The sequence below is a fragment of the Streptomyces sp. NPDC043738 genome, assembly GCF_056436545.1.
In genome coordinates this window covers 28,422-51,220 of the sequence record NZ_JBWKCJ010000036.1, presented here as the reverse complement: position 1 = coordinate 51,220, position 22,799 = coordinate 28,422, and the positions used below count along the sequence as shown (strand labels likewise).

Genomic DNA, 22,799 nt, shown 5'->3' with positions numbered 1-22,799 from the left:
ACTAGTGCATAATCAAGTTTGTGCTAGGAGAGTATCGGATCGAAGGGCGGCGCGCATCGGAGATTGCCGCCAGTGTCGAGCGAGCCGTCGGTGCGGGCGAGCTCCAGCCGGGTGAAGTCCTGCCCCCGCTCAGGGAGTTGGCCGTCTATCTCGAGGTCAATCCGAATACGGTCGCGGCCGCGTACCGCACGCTCCGCGACCGGGGCGTGATCGAGACGGCGGGCCGTCGTGGCAGTCGGGTGCGGCCCCGCCCCGCGAGCACCTCACGCGAGGCGCTGCGGGTGGAGGTGCCGCCGGGCGTCCGCGACGCCTCCGACGGCAACCCTGATCCGGCTCTGCTGCCTCCGCTCGAACAGGCCCTGGCCGAGGCCGCGGCGCGCAGCGCGAGACGCCCGGCGCTCTACGGCACTCCGGCCGTCGACGAGGATCTCGCGGCCATGGCCCACGCGGCCTTCGCCGCGGACGGTGTGACCGACGGCCCGATCGCCGTCACCAGCGGCTCATTGGACGCCATCGAGCGGGTGCTGGCCGCCCATCTGCGGCCCGGTGACAGCGTGGCGGTGGAGGATCCGGGGTGGGGCAGCCTGCTGGATCTCATCCCGGCGCTCGGACTGCGCCCCGCGCCGGTCGGGGTGGACGACGACGGCCCGCTGCCCGAGCGGTTGGCGGGCGCTCTCCAGGACGGCGCCCGTGCGGTCGTCATCACCGACCGGGCGCAGAACCCGACGGGGGCCGCCGTCAGCCCCGCGCGTGCCGACGAGCTCCGTACGCTCCTGGCGGGCCACCCCGGAGTGCTGCTCATCGAGGACGACCACGGCCATGGCATCGTCGACCTCCCGCTCCACCCGCTCTCCGGCGTCACCGACCACTGGGCCCTGGTCCGCTCGACGGCCAAGTCCTACGGCCCCGACCTGCGGCTGGCGGTGCTCACCGGCGACGCCTTGACGGTGGACCGGGTGGGGGGCCGGCAGCGCCTGGGTCCCGGCTGGGTCAGTCATCTGCTCCAGGACACGGTCCTGCATCTGTGGCGGACGTCCGCGGTCGACCCGACGACGGTGGCCGCGGCGTACGGCCGGCGTCGGGACGCGCTGATACGCGCCCTGGCGGAGCGCGGAGTGCCCGCGCGGGGCCGCAGCGGTATGAACGTCTGGGTGCCCGTCCCGGACGAGACCGGGGCGGTGGCCCGGCTGCTGCACTCCGGCTGGGCGGTGGCCCCGGGTGCACGCTTCCGTCTGCACTCCCCGCCCGGCATCCGCATCACCGTCTCCGGCCTCGGCGAGCACGACATAGCCCCTGTGGCCGACGCGATCGCCGCGGCCACAGGGGTGGGGGAGGCCCGGCGGTACGAGTGAGCGGCGCCCGGCCGCGGAGCCGACCGGCGCGCGGCCGCGCGGCTCCTGGCCGGTGGGCGACGTCGCCCGTCGGCCGAGCCGGTCGGGTGCGGGGCGCCGGTCTCATGGGCCGGGCGGGTGCGGGGCGCCGGTCTCACGGGCCGGGCGGCAGGGCGGCCCGTCCGGCCCAGGCCCGGGGGTTCAGAGTCGACGGCCAGACCGGTCCGTGGTGGTTGTGGCGGTCGTGGTGGAGGTGGTGAGCGGGGTCGAGGGGCGGGTGGGGCGGGGCTTGCTCTGGGTGAGGGCGGCGCCGAACAGGATGATCAGGGCGCCGATGGGCGTGTGCCAGCTCAGCTGCTCGCCCAGGAGGACGACTCCGGCGGCGGTGGCGATCACGGGGACGAAGTAGGTGACCATCTGCGCCGTGGTGGGGCCGACCTCGGCGACCAGGCCGTACTGGAGGAGGAAGGCGAAACCGGTGCCCAGGGCGCCGAGCGCGAAGACTGCGAGCAGCGGGACGATCGGATAACCGGTCGGCGCCGACGTGAACAGGGGGGTGACCACGGCCAGTTGGACGGTGGCGAGCAGCAGCTGGGCGCTGGACATGGAGAGGTGGGAGTGGCCGGCGCCGGCCAGGGTGCGGCGGACATAGATCCAGCCGATGGGGTAGCTGAGCGAGGCGCCGAGCGCCATCGCGGTGCCCGTCAGATCCGTGCCCGCGAAGCCCTGCCAGGCGCCGAGCACGGTCAGTACGCCCAGGAAGCCGATGCCCAGGCCCGCGACCCGGCGCCGGGTGGGGCGGTCCTCGGACAGTGCGACGACCGACAGCGCCATGCCCCACAGCGGGGAGGTGGCGTTGCAGATGCCGGCGAGCGTCGAGGGGATGGTCAGCTCGGAGTAGGCGAAGAGCGAGAACGGCAGCGCGTTGAGGAAGAACGCGGCGACGGCGAGATGGCCCCAGGTGCGCAGGGAGCGAGGGAGCCGCTCGCGCCTGATCGCGAGGATGGTCAGCAGCACCAGCGCACCGAACGCCACCCGGCCCAGCGTGACCTGCAGCGGCGCGAAGCTCTGTGTCCCCACCTTGATGAAGAGGAAGCTGAAGCCCCAGATCAGGACGAGGACGGCGAACCGGGCCTGCCAGCCGGCGGCGCGAAGTCGGCGCGCGGGCCGGTTGCCGGAGTCGGGGGCGACCGGGGCGGCGGAGGCGGCCGGGGAGGGGGTGCCGACGGACTGCGGGGCCGCGGGGTCGGTAGGGAGCGAGGGGGAGTTCGCGGTGCGGGCGGAGGCGGTGGGTGCGCCGGTGGCGGTGCTCATGGGGTCAACGATGCGGCGTACAAATTCGTAGCACAAGCGAAATTCCGTAGGGGGTATCGATTAGCATTGCTTACATGTTGAACCTTGATCGCCTACGGACGCTGAGCGCGGTCGCCCGTCACGGGTCGGTGAGCGCGGCCGCCGAGGGACTGCATGTGACGACGTCGGCCGTCTCGCAGCAGATCGCCAAGCTGGAGCGGGAGACCGGTCAGCAGCTGCTGGCGAAGAACGGGCGGGGTGTACGGCTGACCGACGCCGGCCGGCTGCTGGCCGACCATGCGGTGCGCATCCTCTCCCAGGTCGAGCTGGCGCAGGCGGAGCTGGAGGCGCATCGCGGCCAAGCGGTGGGCGAGCTGCGGATGGGCGCGTTCCCCACCGCGGCCCGGGGACTCTTCCCGTCCGCGCTCGCCGCCCTGCGCGCCGAGCACCCCCAGCTGCGCGCGGGGCTGACGGAGCTGGACCCGGATGCGTCGGTACGCCAAGTGGTGCGCGGCGATATCGATCTGGCGGTCGTGCTGGACTGGTACAACCGGCCGCTGTCCCTGCCCGAAGGGCTGGCGAAGGCCCCGCTCCTGGACGATCCGGCGGACGTGGCGATGCCCTCGACGCATCCGTTGGCCGGGCGCACGTCGGTGGAGCTGGAGGATTTCACGGACGATGAGTGGATCTCCTGGCCGCAGGGCGAGTTCTGCAACGAATGGCTGATGTTCACCCTGCGCAGCAAGGGCGTGGAGCCGCGCATCGCGCACATGGCGGAGGAGCACGGCACCCAGCTCGCCCTGATCGCGGCCGGGCTGGGTGTCGCGGTGGCTCCGCGCCTCGGCCGCGGGCCGGTGCCGGACGGGGTGAGCGTGGTACCCGTACGCCATACGATGCGCCGCCATGTGTACGCCATCTGGCGCGCGGACGCGGACCGCAGACCCTCGATCCGGGCCGCGGTGGCCGCGCTCCGCGCGGCGGGGAAGAAGCTGGAGGGCTGCTGACACGGTGGCGGCGGCCGCCGCGCCGGCAGCCCCCGCTCACCTCCGGTCCGGCGCCGCCGGGACGATGGCGCGGATGACACCCAGCTCCAGCAAGTCCTGCGGGCGGATGCGGAGTTGGTCGGCGGTCTCCCGTACCTGCCCTTCGTCGCGCTTGAGGATCGCGGCGGCCAGCTCCGGGGCGATCACGGAGAAGTAGCTGTCCGGTGTCGCCCAGAGCCGGTCCGGTGCGGCGAGCGCCAGCGCGCCGCCCGAACCGCCCTCGCCGATGAGCAGGGAGGTCACCGGCACCCGGGCGGTGGCGAGCGCCGCGAACGCGTCGGCGATCGCCGCACCGGCACCGGCCCGCTCGGCGGCCGCGTCATTGGCGGCGCCCGGGGTGTCCACCAGGGTGAGCACCGGGAAGCCGAGCCGGTCGGCCAGCCGGACGAGGCGGGCGGCGGTACGGAATCCGGCCGGGCGGGTGGCCGTGCCGCACTGCGCGGCGAAGGCGATCGTGCGGCCGTCGCGATGACCGAAGCCGCAGCGTATGCCGGGGTCGACGCCGCCGCAGCGGTCGCCGCCGATCTCCTCCCAGTCGTCGAAGTACGCACGCAGATAGGCCTCGGCGCGCGGCCGCCGGGCGTCGCGGGCACGCACCACCGCGCCCCAGCCGGTATCCGGCAGCCCCGGCGCGCCCAGCGCCTCCGGCGGGAGCGCCGCTTCCGTGGCGCGGCCACCGGACTCCGCCGAGGGGCTCAGCAGCCGCAGCCACCGCTGGAGCGTGCCGCGCAGCCGGTCGGGCGGGACGACGGCATCGATCTGGCCGGACGCCAGCTGCCCCTCGGCACAGTAGGCGCGGGGATCGGCGTCCGGGGGACGTACCCGCGAGCCCGCGAAGCCGATCTGCGCCCCCGGCAGTGCGAGGATCACATCGGCGGCCGCCCCGAGCGTGGCCCAGCCGCCGCCGGTCGTCGGATCGCGGAGCACGGCGATCTGCGCCAGCCCCGCGGCGCGGTTGTACGCCGACTGCCGGGACACCCGCTGGAGTTGGGACAGCGCACGCATCCCCTCCTGCATCCGGCTGCCGCCCGTGGCGATCAGCGACACGACCGGCAGGCCCCGCTCCCGGGCCTCGGTGTAGGCGGCCTCCAGGCGGTCGCCGGTGCGCTCGCCGAGGGAGCCGCCCAGATAGCGGAACTCGAAGGAGAGCACGACCGCTTGTGCGCCGCCGATCGTGGCCAGGGCCGTGACCACCGACTCGTCCTCGCCGGTGCGCTCGCGGGCGCGCCTGCGAGCGTCGTCGTAGCCGTGCCAGCCGAGCGGGCCGTCCGGGGCCACGGACGCTCGGGACGGCGCCTCGGCCCGTGCTCCGGACGCGGGGCGCGACACTCCTCGGGGGCCGTCCGGCCCGGCGAGCTCGGTATATGTGTCCGCGACCGCCGCGAGGGCCTGACGGGCCGTCAGTCGACTGCAGGGCAGCGGGCCGTCACGCACGGAGCTCTCGCTTCATGATCTTGCCCATGTCGTTGCGCGGCAGTGCGTCCAGGAAGTGGACGGTCCGGGGGCGTTTGTGCGGCGCCAGCTGGCGGGCGACATGGTCGGCGAGCTCCTCGCCGGACGGCGTCGGACCGGCGTCCGGGCCGCTCTCCGTCACGATCCAGGCGACGATCCGCTCGCCGAGGTCCTCGTCGGGCTCACCGGTGACGGCCGCCTCGGCGACCGAGGGATGGGCCAGCAGGGCGTTCTCGATCTCGCCCGCGCCGATTTTGTAGCCGCCGCTCTTGATCAGATCGGTGGCCTTGCGGCCGACGATGCGGTAGTTCCCGGAGGCGTCGCGAAGGGCCATGTCGCCCGTACGGAACCATCCGCCGTCGAAGGCGGCGGCGGTGGCGTCGGGGCGGTTGAGGTACTCCACGAAGAGGTTCGGGCCGCGGACCTGGATCTCGCCGACCGTCTCGTCGTCACCGGCCTCGACGACCCGGCCCGCGTCGTCGACCAGCCGGACGTACACACCCGGCAACGGCACCCCGACCGTGCCCGTGGCATCCGGGCCGTCCGCCCGCACGCTGGTGTTCATGAGGGTCTCCGTCATGCCGTAGCGCTCGATCACCCGCCGGCCCGAGGCCGCCGCGATCCGCTCGTGATCGGTCAGCGGCAGCGCCGCCGAACCGGAGACCAGCAGCCGGGCGCGGGACAGCGCCTTGGCCAGCTCGAGATCACGGCCCGCCTCGGCGGCCAGGCGGTGGTACATCGTCGGCACGCCGAAGAGCATCGTGCCGTCGGCCAGCAGCTCCCGCGCCACCGCTTCGGTGCTGAAGCGCCCGAGGTGGTGGACGCTGCCGCCGCGCCGCAGCGGCCCGAGGACGCCGAGGATCAGGCCGTGGACGTGGAACAGCGGCAGGGCGTGCACGAGCACGTCGTCGGCGGTCCACTGCCAGGCGTCCTCGAGGGCGTCGAGGGTGTGCGCGATGGCGCGGCGGGGGAGGACCACGCCCTTGGGCGGGCCCGTCGTCCCGGAGGTGTAGACGATCAGGGCCGGTGCCTCGTCGCCCGGCTCGAGCGGAAGCGGGGCCGGTCCGCTCTCCCCGGGGGGCTCGGCGGCCTCGATGTCGATACGGGGCAGCGCGGCGAGCGCATCCGGGAGGACGGCACCCGGCTCGGCCAGGACGAGCGACGGCGCGCTGTCGGCGACGATGTGCGCCAGTTCGCTCTCACCGATCTTCGGATTCACCGGGACGGCGGCCACCCCGGCGAGCAGCGCGGCCACCACGCCCACCGAGGTCTCCAACGTCGGCGTGGCCCAGATCGCGATCCGGGTCTCCCCGGCGATCCGCTCGGCGAGCGCGCCCGCGACCGACGCCAACTGGCGATAACTGAGGGCGCGGTCGCCGAAGCGCAGCGCCGGTGCGGGCGAGCCGTCGCGCAGTGCGGGGAAGAGCACGTTCACCGGATCTCCTTCGTCCTCGTCGGCGCCCGGCACCGAGCGGCCGGGCCGTCCCGCTCCGGCACCTGCGCGGTACGCGGCGGGCTGACCTACCCCACTCTCGCAGAGACCACCGACAACGCGATCACCGCGCGGCCGTCACCGCGCGGTCCACCGCGCTGCCCGCGCGTCCTCACCCGGGGATCTTGCGGAAGTCCCAGGAGGCGACGGACTCCGGCGCCAGCCGCAGCCAGGCGTGCCGGCCGTCATGCGGCATCCGGGCCGCCCCGAAGTACTTCCGCGCGAACAGCCGCTCCGGAACGTCCAGTTCGGCGCAGCTCTCACCGGTGCGCGGCGCCTCGCCCACGAACTCCGCGCGGCCCGCCAGTTCGGCGCCGCGCAGTTCGCCGTACTCCTGCCCGTCGTCGACGACCACCGCGATCCGCGGGTCCCGGCGCAGCTGGGCCCACCGCCTGCTGCGGGTGATCGAGTACAGCCACAGCACCGACCCGTCCCAGACGAACCACAACGCCCCGACGTGCGGCGCCCCGTCGCCGCCGACCGTCGCGACCCGGCAGGTGCGCTGCTCGGTGAGGAACGCGTCCAGTTCGCCCCGCGTCATCATGATCCGGCGCCCGCGCCGCTGTGTGTCGGTCATCCGTCATCGCCTCCGCTGCGTACCGCTTGCCTGCCTGACCCCACGACGTGCCGTGACACCCGACTGCGTCGGCCGCGCCGACCGTCCTGACGGTATGTCAGAAATCATGGGCGCTCTTCCTGGTGGACGCAATGCCCGATACCCTCGCCCGCCTCGGACCGGCCCGCCGGCAGACCGGGCCCGCCAGGGCCCCGCAGAGGGGAACGCGATGCCACCGGACACCGCACGGCTCAGCGAGCAACCGGACCCGGCCTCGACGGTGCTGCTCACCGTCGAGTGCCAGCGCGGTGTGGTCGGCCCGGACAGCGCGCTGCCCGAACTCGCCGACGCGGCCCGCACCTCAGGGGCGCTCACCAACATCGCCCGCCTGGTGGCGGCCGCGCACGACGCCGGCATCCAGGTGCTGCACGCGGTCGCCGAACGCCGCCCCGACGGCCGTGGTGCCAGCCGCAACGCCCGCCTGTTCAAGGCGGCCGAGCGGCTGCCCGTCCAGCAGATCATCGGGTCCACGGCGGTGCGCGTCGCGGACCCGATCCCGGTCTCGGAAGCCGACCTGGTGGTGCGCAGACTGCACGGCCTCTCACCGATAGCCGGCACCGACGTCGACGCGCTGCTGCGCAACCTCGGGTGCCGGACGCTCGTCATCACCGGGGTGTCGGCGAACGTCGCGATCCCCAACGCGGTGTTCGACGCCGTCAACCTCGGCTATGCGGCCGTGGTGCCGGCGGACGCCATCGCCGGGGTGCCGGCCGACTACACCCCCGCGATGGTCCGCAACACCCTCGCCCTGGTCGCCACCGTGACCACGACCCAGGACGTCCTGGCCGACTGGAAGCGACCGCGCCGGGGCCGCTGACCGCGCCGGGGCCGCTGACCGCGCCGGGGCCGCTGACCGCGGCCGGGTCGATCTCCCGCCAACGCGCCTGTCCCCGCTCCTTTTCGGTCGGCCCGGAAGGCGGCAGCGGTACGTCCCCGCCGAGGTCGGTCCGGCCGCGCTCCCACCGCGCCACGCTGCGCACCGGCCGCAGCCCGGCCGGCGTGGCCGCCACGATGAAGCACCGCACGAGCCGCCCCCTCGTCACCCATCACGAACTCCACGGCGGGGTCCCGGTAACCCTTCCGGGATCTGGGCGACGTCCGCAGCTTCCCTCGGTGCCCCCGTGTCGACACACTTCGCCGCTGTCCGTCCTGGCCCCTCCGCGGCCCGAGTGTGCGCCCCCGCCCCCGCGGGGTGTGATCGTGACCGTGGGGATCCTGGGGGATTCGGCCATGGGGCGGCTCGCCGAATCGCGCCGAAGTGCCGGGGGAGCGGGAGAGGAGGCCTGGCCTGATGTGGAGAACGGGGGATGAGCGGCCGTGCTCCGGCTTTACGGCCAGGCCCTTCCGCTGCCCTGTATTCGCCACCGGCCCTGTCGGCTCCCTATCGACGTCCCGGCGTATCCGTCTACTGACATCCGGGTAGTGGCGGGAATTCCCGGGACTATGGCCTGACCCTCTGCACCGCTTACGGACACTGCACAAGTGGTCTCATGGCTTGCTTGACTTCGGCTCGATCCTGCGGGAATGCAAATCCCTTGAAAACCCAAAACGTCCGGGTCTGCGCAGCGTCCGGATTCCACCTTCCGGAGGGATATGCCCGGCCGTAGGTTGCTTTGCGAGGCACATGCCTCGGGGAAGTGCAAACACGGTGCACAGTCAACTTCTCGTGTGACGTGCAGACGTCATGAAGCCAGGAGGAGATCGTGGCAACTCGCAAGGCCATCGCTGCCGTTCTGTCCGTATCGGCTCTGCTGGGCACAGGGCTGCTGACCAGCGGAAGTGCCCAAGCGGCGTCCCCCGCGACATTCCGTCCGGACGTCCGGTACACGTTCCAGGACGTCGGGAGCGACCGAAATCTCGACGCGTTTGGAAATGACACCATCAAGGCCTGGTCGGCGGACGCCTCCGGAACTCAGGACTTCTACCTGCGAGTCGGAAGATTCCAGGGTTACCAGCTGGAGAGCGCGCATCACGCCGGCCGGTGTGTGACGGCCAAGGGCATAGGGCAGCAGGTGGCGCTGGAGAACTGCAACACTGCCGTACAGGCGCAGTACTGGGACTACGCCAACAGGGACGAGGGTTCCACGTTCGTCAGCCGTAAGTTCGCCCGGGGCTGCATTGCCGACGAAGGCGAGCGCAACAGCGTGGCGCTCGCGCCGTGCACCGGTGCCGACGCTCAGCGGTGGATTCCGCTGATCGGATAGGCGGCAGAGCCCGGGCGGCACAGCGGAAACCGGCCGGATCCGCCGGTGGTGAACGCATGAATGGGCAGCGGGCAGCGGGCAGCGGGCAGTGAACAGGGGCGGGCCCCGGGCCGGATTCGGCTCGGGGCCCGCCTCGTAATTGAGTCGACAGCGACCCGCCGTGCCCGGCAAGGTGGCGGGCCGTGACGAGCAGTGAACTGTGGACCCGTGCGACCGCCGACCGCTACGACGCCGAAGAGACCGAGATGTCCTCGGCCGCCGTTCTCCTCCCGACCATCGCCTTCCTCGCCGAACTCGCCGGAGACGGCCCGGCGCTGGAGTTCGCCATCGGAACCGGACGCGTGGGCATCCCGCTCCGGGAACACGGCGTGCCAGTAGTGGGCATCGAACTGTCCGCACACATGGCAGCGGTCCTGCGCCGCAAGATCGACGAGGACACGGTCCCGGTCGTCATCGGAGACATGGCCACGACCACCGTTCCCGGCGAGTTCACCTTGGTCTATCTCGTCTACAACACGATCACGAACCTGCTCACGCAGGACGAGCAGGTCGCCTGCTTCCACAACGCCGCACGTCACCTGGCGCCCGGCGGCCGATTCGTCATCGAGCTGGGCGTGCCGCCGCTGCGGTTCCTGCCGCCCGGACAGGTCGCCGTGCCGTTCGACGTCTCCGAACGGCATCTCGGCTTCGACACCTTCGACCTGGTCGAGCAGGTTCTCGTCTCGCACCACCTCACGCGCGACGGCGACGACGGGCGCTACCGCCGAGCTGCCTCCCGGCACCGGTACGCCTGGCCTGCGGAGCTCGACCTGATGGCACGGATCGCGGGGCTCGAACCGGAACGACGGGTCGCGGACTGGGACGGGTCGCCGTTCACCCAGGACTCCGCGAAGCACATCTCCGTGTGGCGCAAGCCCGCCTGAGGCGGCCCCTCGTCGCGCGGCGACCACTGGAGCCCAGGCGGCCGGGCGGCCGCGCCCTCATCCGAGGGTGACCGAGCCGCCCTTGACGTTCACCTTGGCGGGCGCCAGCGGCTTGGTGGCCGGACCGTCCTTCACGCTGCCGTCGGTGATGTCGAACTTGCTGCCGTGGCACAGGCAGTTGATGGTGCCGCCGGTGACCTCGCCGACGAGGCAGCCCGCGTGGGTGCAGACCGCGGAGAAGGCCTTGATCTCGCCGTCCTGCGGCTGGGTGACGACGACCTTCTCGGCCTTGAAGATCTTGCCGCCCCCCTTGGGGATCTCCGAGGTCTTGGCGAGCGCGCCGCCCGTGCCCGCACCCGCGCCCGCCGTACCGCTGCCGCTGCCGCCGGCGCCCGGGTCCGCGGGGTCGCCGCCGGCGCCCGGGTCCGCCGAGCTGCCGCCGCCCGCCATGCCGTTGCCGCAGGCCGCGAGCGCCGCCGTCAGCCCGGCCGCCCCGACCGCCGCGACGACGTTCCGCCGGGTCGCCCCGCGTCCCGCCGTCTTCTGGCCGGCCGGCGCCGCGCCCGCCTCCTCCGCCGTCATCGCTTCGGTCTGGATCTGTCGTGATGCCGCGTGTCCGGCCATGGTGTGCCTCCGGTTCCTGGTGGGGCCTTCGGTGCGCGATGTGCTCCAAGGACGTTGCACAGATCCATACGGAGGGGCGGCCGCGGGCGTTCAACGCCGTACGCGTTCCCTGCCTAGGCGGGCTCTCCCGCGCGCCCGCGCAACGCGTCGAGCAGGAAGTCCCGCTGGAAGTGGAGCAGCTGCTCATTGACCGTGTCGTCGGCCGGTGCGTGGGTGGCGCCGGGCAGCGGCAGTACGCTGTGCGGCTTGCCCGCCGCGAGCAGCTCCGCCGAGAAGCGCAGGGTGTGTGCGGCCGCCACGTTGTCGTCCGCGAGCCCGTGGACGAGCAGCAGCGGACGGCTCAGCAGGTGGCCATGGCCGGCCAGAGAGGAGCGCGCGTAGTTCTCCGGCCGCTCCTGTGGGTGGCCCAGGAACCGCTCCTTCCAGTGGGTGTCGTACAGCCGCTGATCGGTGGGCGGGGCGCCGGCGACCGCGGCATGGAAGACGTCCGGGCGGTGCAGCACAGCGGCCGCCGCCAGGAACCCGCCGAAGGACCAGCCGCGGATCGCCACCCGCGTCAGATCCAGGTCGGCGCACCGCGCCCCGGCCGCCTGAAGGGCGTCCACCTGATCCTCCAGCGCCGGCGTGAGCTGGTCGCCGTGCACGGCCTTCTCCCAGACCGGACCCCGTCCGGGCGTCCCACGTCCGTCCACCACCAGCACCGCGAAGCCCTGCTCGGCGAACCACTGCGACACACAGGTGAACCACCCGCGGGCCCGCCCCACCAGCTGCATACCGGGCCCGCCGTACGGATCGAGCAGCACCGGCAGCCGGCCGGTGCCCTCCTGGTGCCAGGACGGCAGGAACAGCGCACCGCGCAACTGCCGGTCGCCCAGCGTGAGATGGAGCGGCCGCGGGGTGAGGGCCGGTTCCTCGGCGAGCGAGGTGATCACCCCGTCCGGCGCGCCGTCGCCCGTCCCCGCACCCGCCGCCGGTTCCGCTTCCCGGACCACCCGCACCTCGTCGCCCTGCGGCGTCACTCCCGCCAGGACGACCGTGCCGCCCCGCGCCACGCCCGCGTACCTGCCGGGGCCCCGGCTCAGCCGCCGGATGCCGTGGCCGGGACCGTAGCGCCACACATGGGTCTCCAACGGGTCCTCGCTCGCGGTGAACAGCACCTGTTCGCCCTCGACCCCCAGGACCGCGCGCAGCTGCAGCCCGTCCGGGGTGACCCGCCGACCGCCGACGGTCAGGAACCGGGTGCCGCCGTCGTCCTCGGGGAGCACCGGTGCACCGGAGGCGGTACGGGCGGGAGTGCCGGGCACCAGCTCCACCCATGCGGCATCGGTCCGTTCGTGCCGCACCTCGGTGGCCCCGGTCGCCGGGTCGACCGCGAGTGTCCGCAGGGTGCGCTGGTCGCGGCTCTGGACGGCGAGGAACGGGCCGTGTGCGTCCCAGCCCGCGTCGACGAGGTACTCGTACTCCTCGCGGTCCCATGCCACGTCCACCCGCTCACCCGTCAGGGAGAGCAGCCGCACGGTGACCTCCGCATTGGGGGTGCCCGCCGCGGGATAGGCGACCACCCGCGGCGGCTTCGCCGGATCGGCGGGGTCGCCGAGGTAGCGCCGTGCCACGGGACCGGTGTCGACCCTGGCCACCAGGAGGTGGGCGCTGTCCGGCGACCACCAGTAGCCGCGCATCCGATGCATGGATTCGGCCGCGACGTACTCGGCCAGCCCGTAGGAGATGTCCGGTCCTTCCGCGCGGGCCAGTCGGCGGTCGCCGCCGGCGAGGCCGACGACGTGGAGGCAGCGACCGCTCACATACGCGATGTGCCGGCCGTCGGGGGAGGGCCGGGGATCGACCACCGGGCCGGCCGCGGGGACCGGGAACGGTGCACCGCCGTCCGTGCGCACCGCCCACAGGGCGCCGGACAGCGCGAACGCCACGAGACGGACGGCGTCGTCGGCCGCGTACGACACTACCCCCGCCGAGCGCTCCCTGGCCCGCTCCCGGCGCAGCCGCTCCTCTTCCGGCACGGCATCGGCCGCCGCCCCTGTCAGGAGCCCCGGATCGGCCAACAGCCTTTCCGTGCCGTCCTCGTACTGCCACAGCCGGCCCACCGGGTCGGTGCCCGAACCCGTACGGACGAACAGGACGCGGCGGCCGTCGGGGGAGACGGTGAAGTGCCGGGGCACCCCCAGGGAGAAGCGGCGAGTGCGGGCGAACTGCCGTGGGAATGCGGCAGAGTCCCGGGACCTCGAAGAGCCCGCGGAGCTCACGGGGGGTGCGGAGTTCACGGTGCTGGCGTCCAAGATGCTGTCCTCCAAGGGAGTGGGATCCAGTGCTGCGGTGTACCGGTACTGCGCTCCGACAGGCGCTCGCACCCGCGCTCGCCCGAGACAACGTAGGCACGGAGAAGATCCCTGGAGAAGGGGGATCTGACCCGTATCCGCGCAGCGCAACGGGCCGGTACCGGACCGGGGCGGAAAAGGGGGGACGACCGGCGGAAAGCCGCCGTGGCCTGCGGGGATGTCGACCGACGTCATGACGACCCGCTGTGTCACGCCCTTGCGTGCGGGCGGACCGCCCCCGGGAATCGTCGAGATCGCTCCGGGGCGTCTTCGAGGTCGACGACCTCGGTACTTATATCACGCAGCACGAATCACGCAGCACGAATCAGCTGGTGAGCGAGTGCCGGGAGCAGGGGAAAGCGACCGGACCCGCCCCTCCGGCCTGGAGCGATGCGGCTTCCTGCGGCTTTCTGCCGCTGTCTTCGGTCTTGTTCGGCCGTCCCGTCAGGTACGTGTGCCGACGCCGGCGTCCTCCTTCTCCGCGACGCCGGCGCCCCCCTTCTCCACGGCGCCGACCTGCCGGTCCCCTCGCCGCCAGGACCGTAGGTCGGTCTGCTCCTTATGGGAGCCGCGGCGCATCTCCTGCATTCCCTTTTCGATCCCGTCGCGCAACCAGTTGCCCACGGGTCGTTCCACCAGTCGGTTGACGGCATACGAGAGCAGCAGCATGAGGGTGACGATCGCCGTGAGCAGAACGGGAGCGGACATCCGGTCACGCATGAGGTCGATCAGCGTGAATCCGATGTACATATGCAGAAGGTAGAGCGGGTACGTCAGGGATCCGGCCGTGCTCAGCCAGCTCCAGCGCACCTTGTCGAACGCGCCGAGAGCGATGGCCGCCATGAGCGCGAAAGCGACGATGATTCCCAGGCGCGCCGGCCAGGTGTCCGTCACCGCGGCCTTGTCGCCCAGGTTCATCACCAGGCGTCCCCGCACGTAGTGCTGGGCCAGGAGGAACTCCACCGCGACGATCGCCCACAGCAGCAGGGTCGGCCGGAAGCGATGCATCAGGTAGAAGGCGATTCCCGCAATGAAATAGGGGGAGTACGGGGCGACCGCCCACACGGACAAGAAGTTGCTCTCGGCCTTGAACGCGATGACGCCGGCCACGGTCCACAGGCCGCAGAACAGTACGCATCTGCGGTAGGTGACCCCCTTGTACACGACAAGCGCGAAGAGGAGATAGAACTTCAGCTCCACGAAAAGCGACCAGTAGACGTCATCCACGTCGGACACTCCCACGCCCTGCTGCAGCATGGTGAGGTTGGTCAGCACGGTCTCCAGGCTGTCCGCGCTGCGCACGCGTGGCCACAGCGTCAGGACGGTCGCCGTCATGATGACGGCGACCCAATACGCGGGATAGAGGCGGGCGACCCGCGACTTGACGAAATCGCCGAGCGGACGTCCCCATGCGCTCATGCAGATGACGAATCCGCTGATCAGGAAGAAGACCTCGACGCCCAGCCAGCCGAACTGCGCGACATGGTAGAGCTCCGGTGAGAAGGCCTTGGGATCTCGGCCCCAACCGTCGCGCAGCGCTATGTAGTGGTAGCACAGAACCATCAGCGCTGCCACGAAGCGCAACCCGTCGAGAACATAGAGCCTGGGCGGCCCCGGCCCCTTTTCCAGGGTTGTCGGAGAGACGGGTGGCGCGACGAAGCGCATACTGCGATTCCTTGTTCTTTCTCAAAGAGTCTTCAGCAAGAAGGGACGCGTGCTGATGCCGTGATGGCGGGTCACGGCACGGCCGGCGCGACGGGAACCCGCGCACGAGTCCCGCTGCATCCCCTGGGGTGGTCAGCTCGGTATTCGCTAATGTGTCGCTCTGTCACAGGCGCTGACGGCTTGCCGCATCGTCACGCCCAACCGGCTGAGTTGCACGACGCAGGCCGGCTTCGCCAACCAGCCGTTCCCAGGCTGACAGGCATGGTGAATTCTTGACCCTACGGCATATCCCTGCGACTTCAGGTAGGCGGCGCAGGGTTTGGCGGAGGCTTCCGCCGGGCTGGCTACGACTATCGGCATCGCGGCCGCGAGTGTGGTGAGGGCTGCGGCGACGCTCACACGTCGAAACGTTCGTTGCATCGGGCTACCTTTAGTGGGGGGTTAACGCGGAGTCATATGGCGCAGAACGTGGGGGAGTTCCCTCGCTGTGGGGGCGTCAGGGAGCGCCGACGGAGGTACCGCCTGTGGTGCGTTCGGCGGCGTACATGCGCATCGTCAGGTCAGGTGATTCATCGGTTTCGGTTGCCGCGTGGGAAGACGGGAAGCCCAGGCGTTCGGTTCAGTCCGGAAAGGGCTTTTCGGTTCCCGGCCGCGCGCCGCGCGCTCATCGGCATGCACGGCGCGCCGTTCCCGCCATCGTCCCCCAGGGCCGGGGGAGCGCGTCGTGGCGCCCTACTCCTGCGCTTGCCGCTCGGGCGTCAGGCGGAGGGTGGCGACCGCGCCGCCGCCGGGCGCGTTGGAGAAGCAGAGGGTGGCGCCGAGGACCCGGGCCTGGCCGCCGGCGATGGTCAGGCCCAGGCCGTGGCCGGACTTGCGGCTGCCGCCCGCGCGGGTCTTGAACCGCTGGGGGCCGTGGTCGAGGAGGTCGTCCGGGTAGCCGTCGCCGTGGTCCCGCACGGTGACGACCGGGCCGTCGACGGTCAGCACCACCGGCGGGCGGCCGTGCTTGTGGGCGTTGGTGATCAGATTGCCCAGGACGCGTTCGAGCCGGCGCTGGTCGGTCTCCACGCGGGCGTCCCGGATGACGTCGACGTCCGCCGCCAGCCTCGTGGCCCGCACCGCGCGCTCGACCAGCGGACCCAGCTGGTGGATGTCGAGGTCGGCGCGTTCGACCTGGGCGTCGAGCCGGGAGATCTCCAGCAGGTCCTCGGTGAGTCGGCGCATGGTCTGGATGCGCTCCTGCACCATCTCCGTGGGACGGCCGGGAGGGAGCAGCTCGGCGGCCGCGTGCAGTCCGGTGAGCGGGGTGCGCAGCTCGTGGGACACGTCGGCGGTGAAGCGCTGTTCGCTGTGCAGCTTGTTCTGCAGGGTGGCGGCCATCGCATCGAGCGCGGCCGCCACCGCGGCGGCCTCGTCCTGGGCGAGGTCGGGCCGCAGGGTGCGGGGGTCGCCCACCCGTGCGTCGAGGTCGCCGGTGCTGATCCGGCGGGCGACCCGCGCGGTGCGGTGCAGCCGGCGGGTGATGCGGGAGACGCCGAACAGCCCGACGAGCAGGGTGACGCCGATCGCGGCGGCGGAGGAGCCGATGATGGCCCGGTCCAGTCCGCGGATGGCGGCGGCCCGGTCGCCGTAGTCCAGGCGTACCGCCAGCGCCCGGCCGCCGTCGACGGGGGCGACGGCCCACATCGCCGGCCGGCCCTGGTGGTCCGCGAGCTGCGTGCCGCGCTCCTTGTGGTGTACGGCCATCTCGCGGAGGCTGTGGGGGAGGTCCGGCGGATCGACCGCGGCATTGCGGCCGAGGGGCTCCCCGGCGACGTAGGTGGCCACCGCGCCGTCCAGTTCGTCCAGGGCGGCGCCGCGGGCCTGGCTCTCGGTCTGCTGGCCGACCAGGACGTGCACCAGGATGCCGAGCAGCGCGGCGAGGGTGCAGCACATGACGGTGATGAAGACGGCGAACTTCCAGTAGAGGGTCGCCGTCCAGGAAGGCAGCCGCAGTGCGGCCCGCCGCCGGGCGGTGTTCACGGCCTACGCCTCGGCACGGGGGAGGAGACCGCCCGGTCGAACTCCATCGCCCGGATCTCCATGGTCTGCTGCTTGTCGTCCCAGGAGTGGACGGTGCGCATCTCGTACCCGGACGAGCTGGTCGGCTCCCGCATGATCAGGTCGCCGTCCGACACCTCCACCGACAGCGGTGTGCCGGCGGTGTCCAGGATCCGGTTCACCACCCCGCCCCGGATCATGTAGGCCCATACCGCGACCGTGTGCTCGCTCCCCTCGATGCCGACGATCAGCTCGTCCTTCCCGTCGTGCGTCAGGTCCTGGTACTCGGCGTCCCGCACGGGACAGCGCTTCGGCTCGGTAGCGCACCGCGCGATCCTGCGCTCGGTGGCCTTGTCGAAGGCCGGCGTCTGCCGGCGGGCGTCCTCGGCGATCTGCGCCTCGACGACGTCGATCGCGCCCAGGGTACGGATGTTTCCGGAAGGGACGTGGGGCAGACCGGGGAGGGGTGACGGTCCGTCCTGGCCGCTCTTGTCGGGCGGCGGCGGGGGCGCGGGCGGCCGGTCGGGCCACAGCCGTGCGGGAGCCGAGGCGACCGGGGTCCGCCCCGCGCCCTTCGGTTGCCCGGTCCCCGCACACCCCGCCACCAGCAGCGTCGCCGCGCCCGCCGCCGAAAGAGCGAACCAGGCGGGCCGTACCCGGCGGGGGAGCGGCAGGGAACGGAGCAGGGGCACGGGACTTCCAGACAGCGCGGGGCGGCAGTGCACGGGGACGATGATGTTCCCTGCCCCGCATCACGGCAATCCGGCGGTTGCGTAACGGTGGCCCGTAGATGGGCACACAGTGCCGTTGCCGGTTCGTTCGCCCGTTCGAGTCGCGCACCCCTGGAGGCGAGCCCCGTCGGCTCGCCCGGAGCCGCCCGGCGATCGGCATCCCTGTCGAGTGGAGGGCGTTGGGCGGAGTCTCTTCGGGCTCACGGCCGGGCGGATGCGCACGGCACCGAGAGTGAAACCTTGGCCATTGACCATGTCATGATCGCGGGCGGGATAACCCCTCTCCGACAGGACCCGTTCCATGCGAACCATCAGCGTCATCACCGCCGTACACGAAGGCGGCCACCACTTCATCGGTGACACCTACGAATCCCTGCGCGAACAGAAGCTCCCCGATGACTGGGAATGGGAGTGGTGTGTGCAGGAGGACGGCACCTCGGGTATCCCCGCGCGCAGCCTGCCCGACGACCCCAGGATCAGACTCGGGACAGGACTGCGCGCGCGCATAGCGGTGACCCGCACACACGCCCTGACGCGGGCGACCGGGGACCTCATTCGGACGCTGGACGCGGACGACGTACTGCTGCCGGGGGCGCTGGAGCGGGACATCGAGACCCTGCAACGTGTTCCCTGGTGCGTATCGGCCTGTATCGACCTCCACGAGGACGGGAGCACGGCGCCTGGTCCGTGCGACCCTCCGGACGGCCCCTTGGAGCCCGCCCGCCTCTATCGCGAGATGCTGGAGCGGCGTCTGTCCGTTCAGGCGACCACCTTCGCCGCGCACCGTCGCCTGGTGCTGGCGCTGGGCGGCTGGCAGGCGCTGTCCGGAGCCGAGACGGTCGCTCTGCTCCTTGCCGCGGAGGCCGTGGCACCCGGTGAGTTCATAGCGGAGCCGAGCGTCCTCTACCGCAAGCATCCCCGCCAGACGACCGCATCCGATCGCTACTGGGAACCGACCGAAGCGGCCACTCGGATCGAGGCGCTCCTGCAACGCGCCAGTGCCCTGCGGGAGTCGGGCTGGAAGTGGCGGTAGGGACACCGTCACCGGCGCGCGTCCCCGGCGGGGCGCGTGGGTGAGGGCTCGTCCGCGGCGGTAGTTCGTCGGGTGCTCGATCCTCGGTGGCGACCCGACCGTGAACCACCGCTCGTCAGGTGTCCAGGACCAGTTGCAGCAACTCGCGCAAGGTCTCGCGCTGCTGTGCGGTGAGCCGGGCCAGCGGGGCGGCGGCGAAGGGCATGCGGGTGCGGAGGTCGACGGCGACGGCCCGGCCGGCCTCGGTGGCGGCGACGCGCTTGACGCGGCGGTCGCCCGGGTCGGGGCTGCGCTCGGCCAGGCCCCGCGACTCCAGCCGGTCGACGATCGTCGTCACGTTGGAGGGCTCCGCGTGCAGCCGGTCGGCGATGTGGCGCATCGGGGCCGGCTCTTCGGCGGCGAGCAGCGCCTTGGCCTGGAGCGGGGTCAGCCCGTGGGCTGTCGCGGCGGCCTCCGACTCCTGGCCGTACCGGCGGTTGATGGCCGCGAACAGGCCGACGATCTCCCTGGTCAGCTCATCCGGTGCGTGGGACATGGCGCCAGTCTACCGATGTATTTGACAAGTGAAATAGTCGACCCCATAGTTATGGGCAACCTTAGTTATGAACCATAAGTAGATGGGTCGCTGAAGATGAGCACCAAGACCGTCCTGATCACCGGCACCTCCTCCGGTATCGGCCTGGCCACCGCCGTCGCCGCGGCGCGGAGCGGCTGGCGCGTGATCGCCACCATGCGCGACACCACCAGGTCGGGCGCGCTGCTGGCGGCGGCCGAGGAGGCCGGGGTCACCCTCGACGTCCGGACGCTGGAGGTGACCGACCCGGCCTCGGTCGCGGCATGCCTGGCCGGCCTCGACCGGCTGGACGCGCTGGTCAACAACGCCGGCGCGGGCCACCTCGGCACGCTGGAGCAGGAGAGCGTCGAGGACGTGCGGGCCGTCATGGAGGTCAACTTCTTCGGCGTGCTGCACGTCACCAAGGCGGCCCTGCCCCTGCTGCGGGCAAGCGAGGGTCGCGTGGTGACCGTGACCAGTGTGGGTGGCGTGATCGGCCAGCCCTTCAACGAGGCCTACTGTGCCGCCAAGTTCGCGGTCGAGGGCTTCATGGAGTCCCTCGCGCCGGTCGCGGCGACGGCCGGCGTGTCCGTCAGCGTGGTCGAACCGGGGGCGGTGGCCAGCGAGCTCGTCAGCAATGTGGGCGTCGGCGAGGACGTGCTGGAGCAGGCCGGGCCGTACGCCCCCGCACTGTCCGCCTACCTGGACCGCACCCGCGGCGCCTTCGCCAACGCGCAGACGCCGCAGGACGTGGCGGCGCGGATGGTCGAACTGCTGGCGGCCGAGCGGCCCGCCTTCCGCGTGCTCACCTCGGACGTCGCGCGCGACTTCGTCGGGGCGAAGCTCAAGGACCTCGACGGTGCGGCCGTGCAGACCGCGACCGGCGCGTGGGTCGCCTAGGAGCTGTCGGCTTCCCCCCGCCGTCAGCCCGTCGTGAGCAGCTCACCGGTACATCCGCCGAAGGCGCCGAACCGTGCTCGATTCGGCCGTAGGGTTGGCCCGAAGCCTTCGGACAGGACGGCGCGATGCTGATCGATTTCACCCCGGATCAAGCCCTCTACCCCTTCGAATCCCGCTGGTTCGATTCATCAGCCGGCCGGATCCACTACGTGGACGAGGGATCCGGGATCCCCATCCTGTTCTGTCACGGCAGCCCCACGTGGAGTTTCCTCTATCGCAAGATCATCCGCGAGCTGCGCGACCGGTTCCGCTGCGTGGCGGTCGACTATCCGGGCTTCGGCCTGTCGGAACGGCCGCCGGGCTACGGCTACACCATCGCCGAACACGCCACCGTCGTCGGCGAACTCGTCGATCACCTCGGGCTCGACCAGTTCGTGGTCATGGGCCAGGACTGGGGCGGACCGGTCGGCACCGCCGTAGCCACCGAGCGAGCCGACCGGGTTCGTGGGCTGGCGCTCGGCAACACCCTGTTCTGGCCGGCGGAAGCCTGGACCATGAAGGCCTTCGGCCGGGTCATGGGAAGCCCGCCGATGCAGCGGCGGATCCTGCGCAACAACCTCATAGTCGAGCGTTTCCTGCTCGGTGAGCTGCGGAACAAGCTCAGCGCCGCCGAGGCCGATCACTACCGCGAGGTGCAGCCGTCACCCGAAGCCAGGCGCGGCATCGCCGTCATGCCCCAACAGATCCTGGCTGCCCGCCCCTTGCTCGAGCGGCTGGCTGCGGACGTGCCCGCGCGACTCGGCACCAAGCCGACCCTGCTGGTCTGGGGAATGAAGGACATGGCCTTCCGTCCCGCGGTGTGCCTGCCGCGGATGCGCGACACCTTCGCCGACCACAAGGTCGTCCAGCTGCCCGACGCCAGGCACTACATCCCCGAACACGAGCCCGGCGTGATCGCCGGAGCCATCACCGAGCGATTCCTCTAGGACCTGCCCGGCCGATCATGTTCGGAGCCGGATGACGGTCTTCCGCGGCCCGATCGGTCAGGAGTGCTGCGCCCCGCGTGCCAGCAGCATGAGCGCGTCGAGGAGTTCCTCGGCGGGCAGGCCGGTGGCCAGGCTGCGCAGTTGCAGTCCGAAGATCAGCGCGACGGCGCTGCTCGCCAGCCGCTCGGCGTCGGGCACGCCGAGCCCGGTGAGGACCCGGGCGGCCAGCCGGTCGTACGCCGCGAAGGACTGGTCGGCCGCGGTGCGCAGACGTTCGTCGCGGCCGGCCTGGATGTAGAGCTCGAAGGGCGCGATGTGCCTGCTGTCGAACGGCGTCCCCCCGGCGACCTGGCCCACCGTGGCGGCGGCCCGATCGGCGTCCATTCCGTCGGTCTGGCACTGGGCGGCGAGCTCGGTGAGGCGCCGGGTCTCCTCCGCGACGAAGTGCAGCAGGCTTTCCCGCAGCATCTCGTGCTGGGTCGCGAAGTGGTAGGTGACCGAACCCAGGGAGACCTTGGCCTCCTTGGCGATCCGCCGGTTGGTGACCCCGGCGACGCCGTCCTCACCGATGACGCGCAGGACGGCGTCGATGATGCTCTGCCGGGTTCCGGGGTGCTTGGACATAGCAGTCATTGTGCCAGCGGCGCCCGGCCGGCAAGGAGGAAGGGCCAGGGCCGCTCGTATCGGTGCGCACCGCCCTCAAGTGGAGATTCCGCCCGTTGACAGGGCTGTCCGCCCTCCATACTGTTCGTTCGAACGAACAGTTCTCGGGAAGGGTCGCCGCATGCGCATCGCAGGATCAACCGTTCTCCTGACCGGGGCCGCGGGCGGCATCGGTCAGGCCATAGCCCGCGGTCTGGCTGCCAAGGGGGCCAAGTTGGTCCTCTCCGGGCGCCGCGCCGATGCCCTGGAGGCGCTCGCCGACGAGCTCGGCGCCCGAGTGGTCGCCGCCGATCTCGCCGACCCGGCCCAGGTCGACCACCTCACCGCGGAATGCCCCGACCCGGACATCCTGATCGCTAACGCCGCTCTGCCCTCCAGCGGCGACCTGCTCGACTACACGCCGGAGCAGATCGACCGCGCACTGGCCGTGAACCTGCGTGCCCCCGTCATGCTGGCCCGCACGCTCGCGCCCCGGATGGTCGAGGCGGGGCGGGGCCAGATCGTGCTCGTCGGATCGATCTCCGGGAAGGCGGCCACCAAGCACTCCTCGCTCTACAACGCGACCAAGTTCGGGCTGCGCGGCTTCGCGCTCGCCTTCCGACAGGACCTGCACGGTACGGGGGTGGGGGTCTCCCTCGTCCAGCCCGGCGCCGTACGCGACGCGGGGATGTTCGCCGCCACGGGCGCGACCCCGCCGGCCGGTGTGCGCACGGTCTCCCCGGACCAGGTGGTGACGGGGGTGGTCCGGGCCGTCGAGCGTGATCTGTGCGAAGTCAATGTCGCGCCGGTGGAGTTGAAGGCGCTCAGCGCCATCGCCGGCCAGTTCCCCGGCTTCGCGGAGAAGGTGCAGCGCGGCTCCAGTGCCGAACGCACCATCCGCGAGGTGGTGGCGGCCCAGCGGGACAGGCGGTAGCCGC

The 22,799-nt window shown here is 71.9% G+C and carries 20 protein-coding genes; 9 read left to right on the top strand and 11 right to left on the bottom strand.

What is annotated here, in order from left to right; all coding sequences use genetic code 11:
* The first annotated feature begins 20 nt into the window (after positions 1-20).
* Positions 21-1,352 (top strand): aminotransferase class I/II-fold pyridoxal phosphate-dependent enzyme, encoded by a 1,332-nt coding sequence (locus tag AC0680_RS33050; RefSeq protein ID WP_478636252.1) that lies wholly within the window; start codon positions 21-23, stop codon positions 1,350-1,352.
* Positions 1,353-1,532: 180 nt separating this feature from the next.
* Here AC0680_RS33050 and AC0680_RS33045 read toward each other — a convergent pair whose 3' ends face one another.
* The gene (locus AC0680_RS33045) at positions 1,533-2,645 is read right to left on the bottom strand and encodes a DMT family transporter (protein ID WP_478636250.1); all 1,113 of its coding nucleotides are present in this window, start codon (positions 2,643-2,645) and stop codon (positions 1,533-1,535) included.
* 74 nt (positions 2,646-2,719) lie between these two features.
* Between AC0680_RS33045 and AC0680_RS33040 the strand changes: the two genes are divergently transcribed.
* A complete protein-coding gene (locus AC0680_RS33040; protein ID WP_478636247.1) occupies positions 2,720-3,628 on the top strand; it encodes a LysR family transcriptional regulator in 909 nt (302 codons plus the stop codon).
* Between the two features lie 36 nt (positions 3,629-3,664).
* On the opposite strand, the gene AC0680_RS33035 is transcribed toward AC0680_RS33040, so the two are convergent.
* From AC0680_RS33035 to AC0680_RS33025, 3 genes are all read right to left on the bottom strand, one after another.
* Positions 3,665-4,945: a carboxyl transferase domain-containing protein gene (locus tag AC0680_RS33035; protein ID WP_478636244.1), complete on the bottom strand. Its 1,281-nt coding sequence runs from the start codon at positions 4,943-4,945 to the stop codon at positions 3,665-3,667.
* Between the two features lie 148 nt (positions 4,946-5,093).
* Positions 5,094-6,554: an acyl-CoA synthetase gene (locus AC0680_RS33030; RefSeq protein WP_478636241.1), complete on the bottom strand. Its 1,461-nt coding sequence runs from the start codon at positions 6,552-6,554 to the stop codon at positions 5,094-5,096.
* Between the two features lie 169 nt (positions 6,555-6,723).
* Complete coding sequence (locus AC0680_RS33025) at positions 6,724-7,188, bottom strand: pyridoxamine 5'-phosphate oxidase family protein (RefSeq protein WP_478636238.1); 465 nt, start codon at positions 7,186-7,188, stop codon at positions 6,724-6,726.
* A 208-nt stretch (positions 7,189-7,396) separates the two neighbouring features.
* On the opposite strand from AC0680_RS33025, the gene AC0680_RS33020 reads away from it, so the two are divergent.
* The 3 genes from AC0680_RS33020 (at position 7,397) to AC0680_RS33010 (ending at position 10,354) form a co-directional block, all read left to right on the top strand.
* On the top strand, positions 7,397-8,044 hold the full coding sequence (locus tag AC0680_RS33020; protein WP_478636235.1) for a cysteine hydrolase family protein: 648 nt from the start codon (positions 7,397-7,399) through the stop codon (positions 8,042-8,044).
* Positions 8,045-8,930: 886 nt separating this feature from the next.
* The gene (locus AC0680_RS33015; protein ID WP_478636232.1) at positions 8,931-9,431 is read left to right on the top strand and encodes an RICIN domain-containing protein; all 501 of its coding nucleotides are present in this window, start codon (positions 8,931-8,933) and stop codon (positions 9,429-9,431) included.
* A gap of 182 nt (positions 9,432-9,613) precedes the next feature.
* Complete coding sequence (locus tag AC0680_RS33010) at positions 9,614-10,354, top strand: class I SAM-dependent DNA methyltransferase (protein ID WP_478636229.1); 741 nt, start codon at positions 9,614-9,616, stop codon at positions 10,352-10,354.
* A 57-nt stretch (positions 10,355-10,411) separates the two neighbouring features.
* Here the strand turns inward: AC0680_RS33010 and AC0680_RS33005 are convergent, their stop codons facing one another.
* The 5 genes from AC0680_RS33005 to AC0680_RS32985 all read right to left on the bottom strand — a co-directional run bounded on the left by AC0680_RS33005 (position 10,412) and on the right by AC0680_RS32985 (position 17,708).
* Positions 10,412-10,936: a Rieske (2Fe-2S) protein gene (locus AC0680_RS33005; protein WP_478636318.1), complete on the bottom strand. Its 525-nt coding sequence runs from the start codon at positions 10,934-10,936 to the stop codon at positions 10,412-10,414.
* Positions 10,937-11,091: 155 nt separating this feature from the next.
* The gene (locus AC0680_RS33000) at positions 11,092-13,239 is read right to left on the bottom strand and encodes a prolyl oligopeptidase family serine peptidase (protein WP_478636315.1); all 2,148 of its coding nucleotides are present in this window, start codon (positions 13,237-13,239) and stop codon (positions 11,092-11,094) included.
* 516 nt (positions 13,240-13,755) lie between these two features.
* Positions 13,756-14,976, bottom strand: coding sequence for an acyltransferase family protein (locus AC0680_RS32995; protein WP_478636226.1), 1,221 nt, complete (start codon positions 14,974-14,976; stop codon positions 13,756-13,758).
* Between the two features lie 732 nt (positions 14,977-15,708).
* Complete coding sequence (locus tag AC0680_RS32990; RefSeq protein WP_478636223.1) at positions 15,709-16,998, bottom strand: sensor histidine kinase; 1,290 nt, start codon at positions 16,996-16,998, stop codon at positions 15,709-15,711.
* Positions 16,995-17,708 (bottom strand): hypothetical protein, encoded by a 714-nt coding sequence (locus AC0680_RS32985; protein ID WP_478636220.1) that lies wholly within the window; start codon positions 17,706-17,708, stop codon positions 16,995-16,997. The genes AC0680_RS32990 and AC0680_RS32985 overlap by 4 nt, the downstream gene beginning before the upstream one ends.
* A 340-nt stretch (positions 17,709-18,048) precedes the next feature.
* On the opposite strand from AC0680_RS32985, the gene AC0680_RS32980 reads away from it, so the two are divergent.
* On the top strand, positions 18,049-18,780 hold the full coding sequence (locus AC0680_RS32980) for a glycosyltransferase family 2 protein (protein ID WP_478636217.1): 732 nt from the start codon (positions 18,049-18,051) through the stop codon (positions 18,778-18,780).
* Positions 18,781-18,895: 115 nt separating this feature from the next.
* Here AC0680_RS32980 and AC0680_RS32975 read toward each other — a convergent pair whose 3' ends face one another.
* Complete coding sequence (locus AC0680_RS32975) at positions 18,896-19,315, bottom strand: MarR family winged helix-turn-helix transcriptional regulator (protein WP_478636214.1); 420 nt, start codon at positions 19,313-19,315, stop codon at positions 18,896-18,898.
* A 96-nt stretch (positions 19,316-19,411) separates the two neighbouring features.
* Between AC0680_RS32975 and AC0680_RS32970 the strand changes: the two genes are divergently transcribed.
* Entirely contained in the window at positions 19,412-20,233 is an 822-nt protein-coding gene (locus tag AC0680_RS32970; protein WP_478636211.1) for an SDR family NAD(P)-dependent oxidoreductase, read from the top strand.
* Between the two features lie 125 nt (positions 20,234-20,358).
* A complete protein-coding gene (locus AC0680_RS32965; RefSeq protein WP_478636208.1) occupies positions 20,359-21,219 on the top strand; it encodes a haloalkane dehalogenase in 861 nt (286 codons plus the stop codon).
* A 57-nt stretch (positions 21,220-21,276) separates the two neighbouring features.
* On the opposite strand, the gene AC0680_RS32960 is transcribed toward AC0680_RS32965, so the two are convergent.
* On the bottom strand, positions 21,277-21,843 hold the full coding sequence (locus AC0680_RS32960; RefSeq protein WP_478636206.1) for a TetR/AcrR family transcriptional regulator: 567 nt from the start codon (positions 21,841-21,843) through the stop codon (positions 21,277-21,279).
* A gap of 160 nt (positions 21,844-22,003) precedes the next feature.
* Here AC0680_RS32960 and AC0680_RS32955 point away from each other — a divergent pair, with 160 nt between their 5' ends.
* Entirely contained in the window at positions 22,004-22,795 is a 792-nt protein-coding gene (locus AC0680_RS32955) for an SDR family NAD(P)-dependent oxidoreductase (protein ID WP_478636203.1), read from the top strand.
* Positions 22,796-22,799: the final 4 nt, after the last annotated feature.

What these genes read in the sequence shown, in the direction of transcription:
- AC0680_RS33045 (WP_478636250.1), bottom strand. Translation starts at nt 2,645, where the DNA reads ATGAGCACCGCCACCGGCGCACCCACCGCCTCCGCCCGCACCGCGAAC.
- AC0680_RS33040 (WP_478636247.1), top strand. Translation starts at nt 2,720, where the DNA reads ATGTTGAACCTTGATCGCCTACGGACGCTGAGCGCGGTCGCCCGTCAC.
- AC0680_RS33025 (WP_478636238.1), bottom strand. Translation starts at nt 7,188, where the DNA reads ATGACCGACACACAGCGGCGCGGGCGCCGGATCATGATGACGCGGGGC.
- AC0680_RS33020 (WP_478636235.1), top strand. Translation starts at nt 7,397, where the DNA reads ATGCCACCGGACACCGCACGGCTCAGCGAGCAACCGGACCCGGCCTCG.
- AC0680_RS33005 (WP_478636318.1), bottom strand. Translation starts at nt 10,936, where the DNA reads ATGACGGCGGAGGAGGCGGGCGCGGCGCCGGCCGGCCAGAAGACGGCG.
- AC0680_RS32995 (WP_478636226.1), bottom strand. Translation starts at nt 14,976, where the DNA reads ATGCGCTTCGTCGCGCCACCCGTCTCTCCGACAACCCTGGAAAAGGGG.
- AC0680_RS32980 (WP_478636217.1), top strand. Translation starts at nt 18,049, where the DNA reads ATGCGAACCATCAGCGTCATCACCGCCGTACACGAAGGCGGCCACCAC.
- AC0680_RS32975 (WP_478636214.1), bottom strand. Translation starts at nt 19,315, where the DNA reads ATGTCCCACGCACCGGATGAGCTGACCAGGGAGATCGTCGGCCTGTTC.
- AC0680_RS32970 (WP_478636211.1), top strand. Translation starts at nt 19,412, where the DNA reads ATGAGCACCAAGACCGTCCTGATCACCGGCACCTCCTCCGGTATCGGC.
- AC0680_RS32965 (WP_478636208.1), top strand. Translation starts at nt 20,359, where the DNA reads ATGCTGATCGATTTCACCCCGGATCAAGCCCTCTACCCCTTCGAATCC.
- AC0680_RS32960 (WP_478636206.1), bottom strand. Translation starts at nt 21,843, where the DNA reads ATGTCCAAGCACCCCGGAACCCGGCAGAGCATCATCGACGCCGTCCTG.
- AC0680_RS32955 (WP_478636203.1), top strand. Translation starts at nt 22,004, where the DNA reads ATGCGCATCGCAGGATCAACCGTTCTCCTGACCGGGGCCGCGGGCGGC.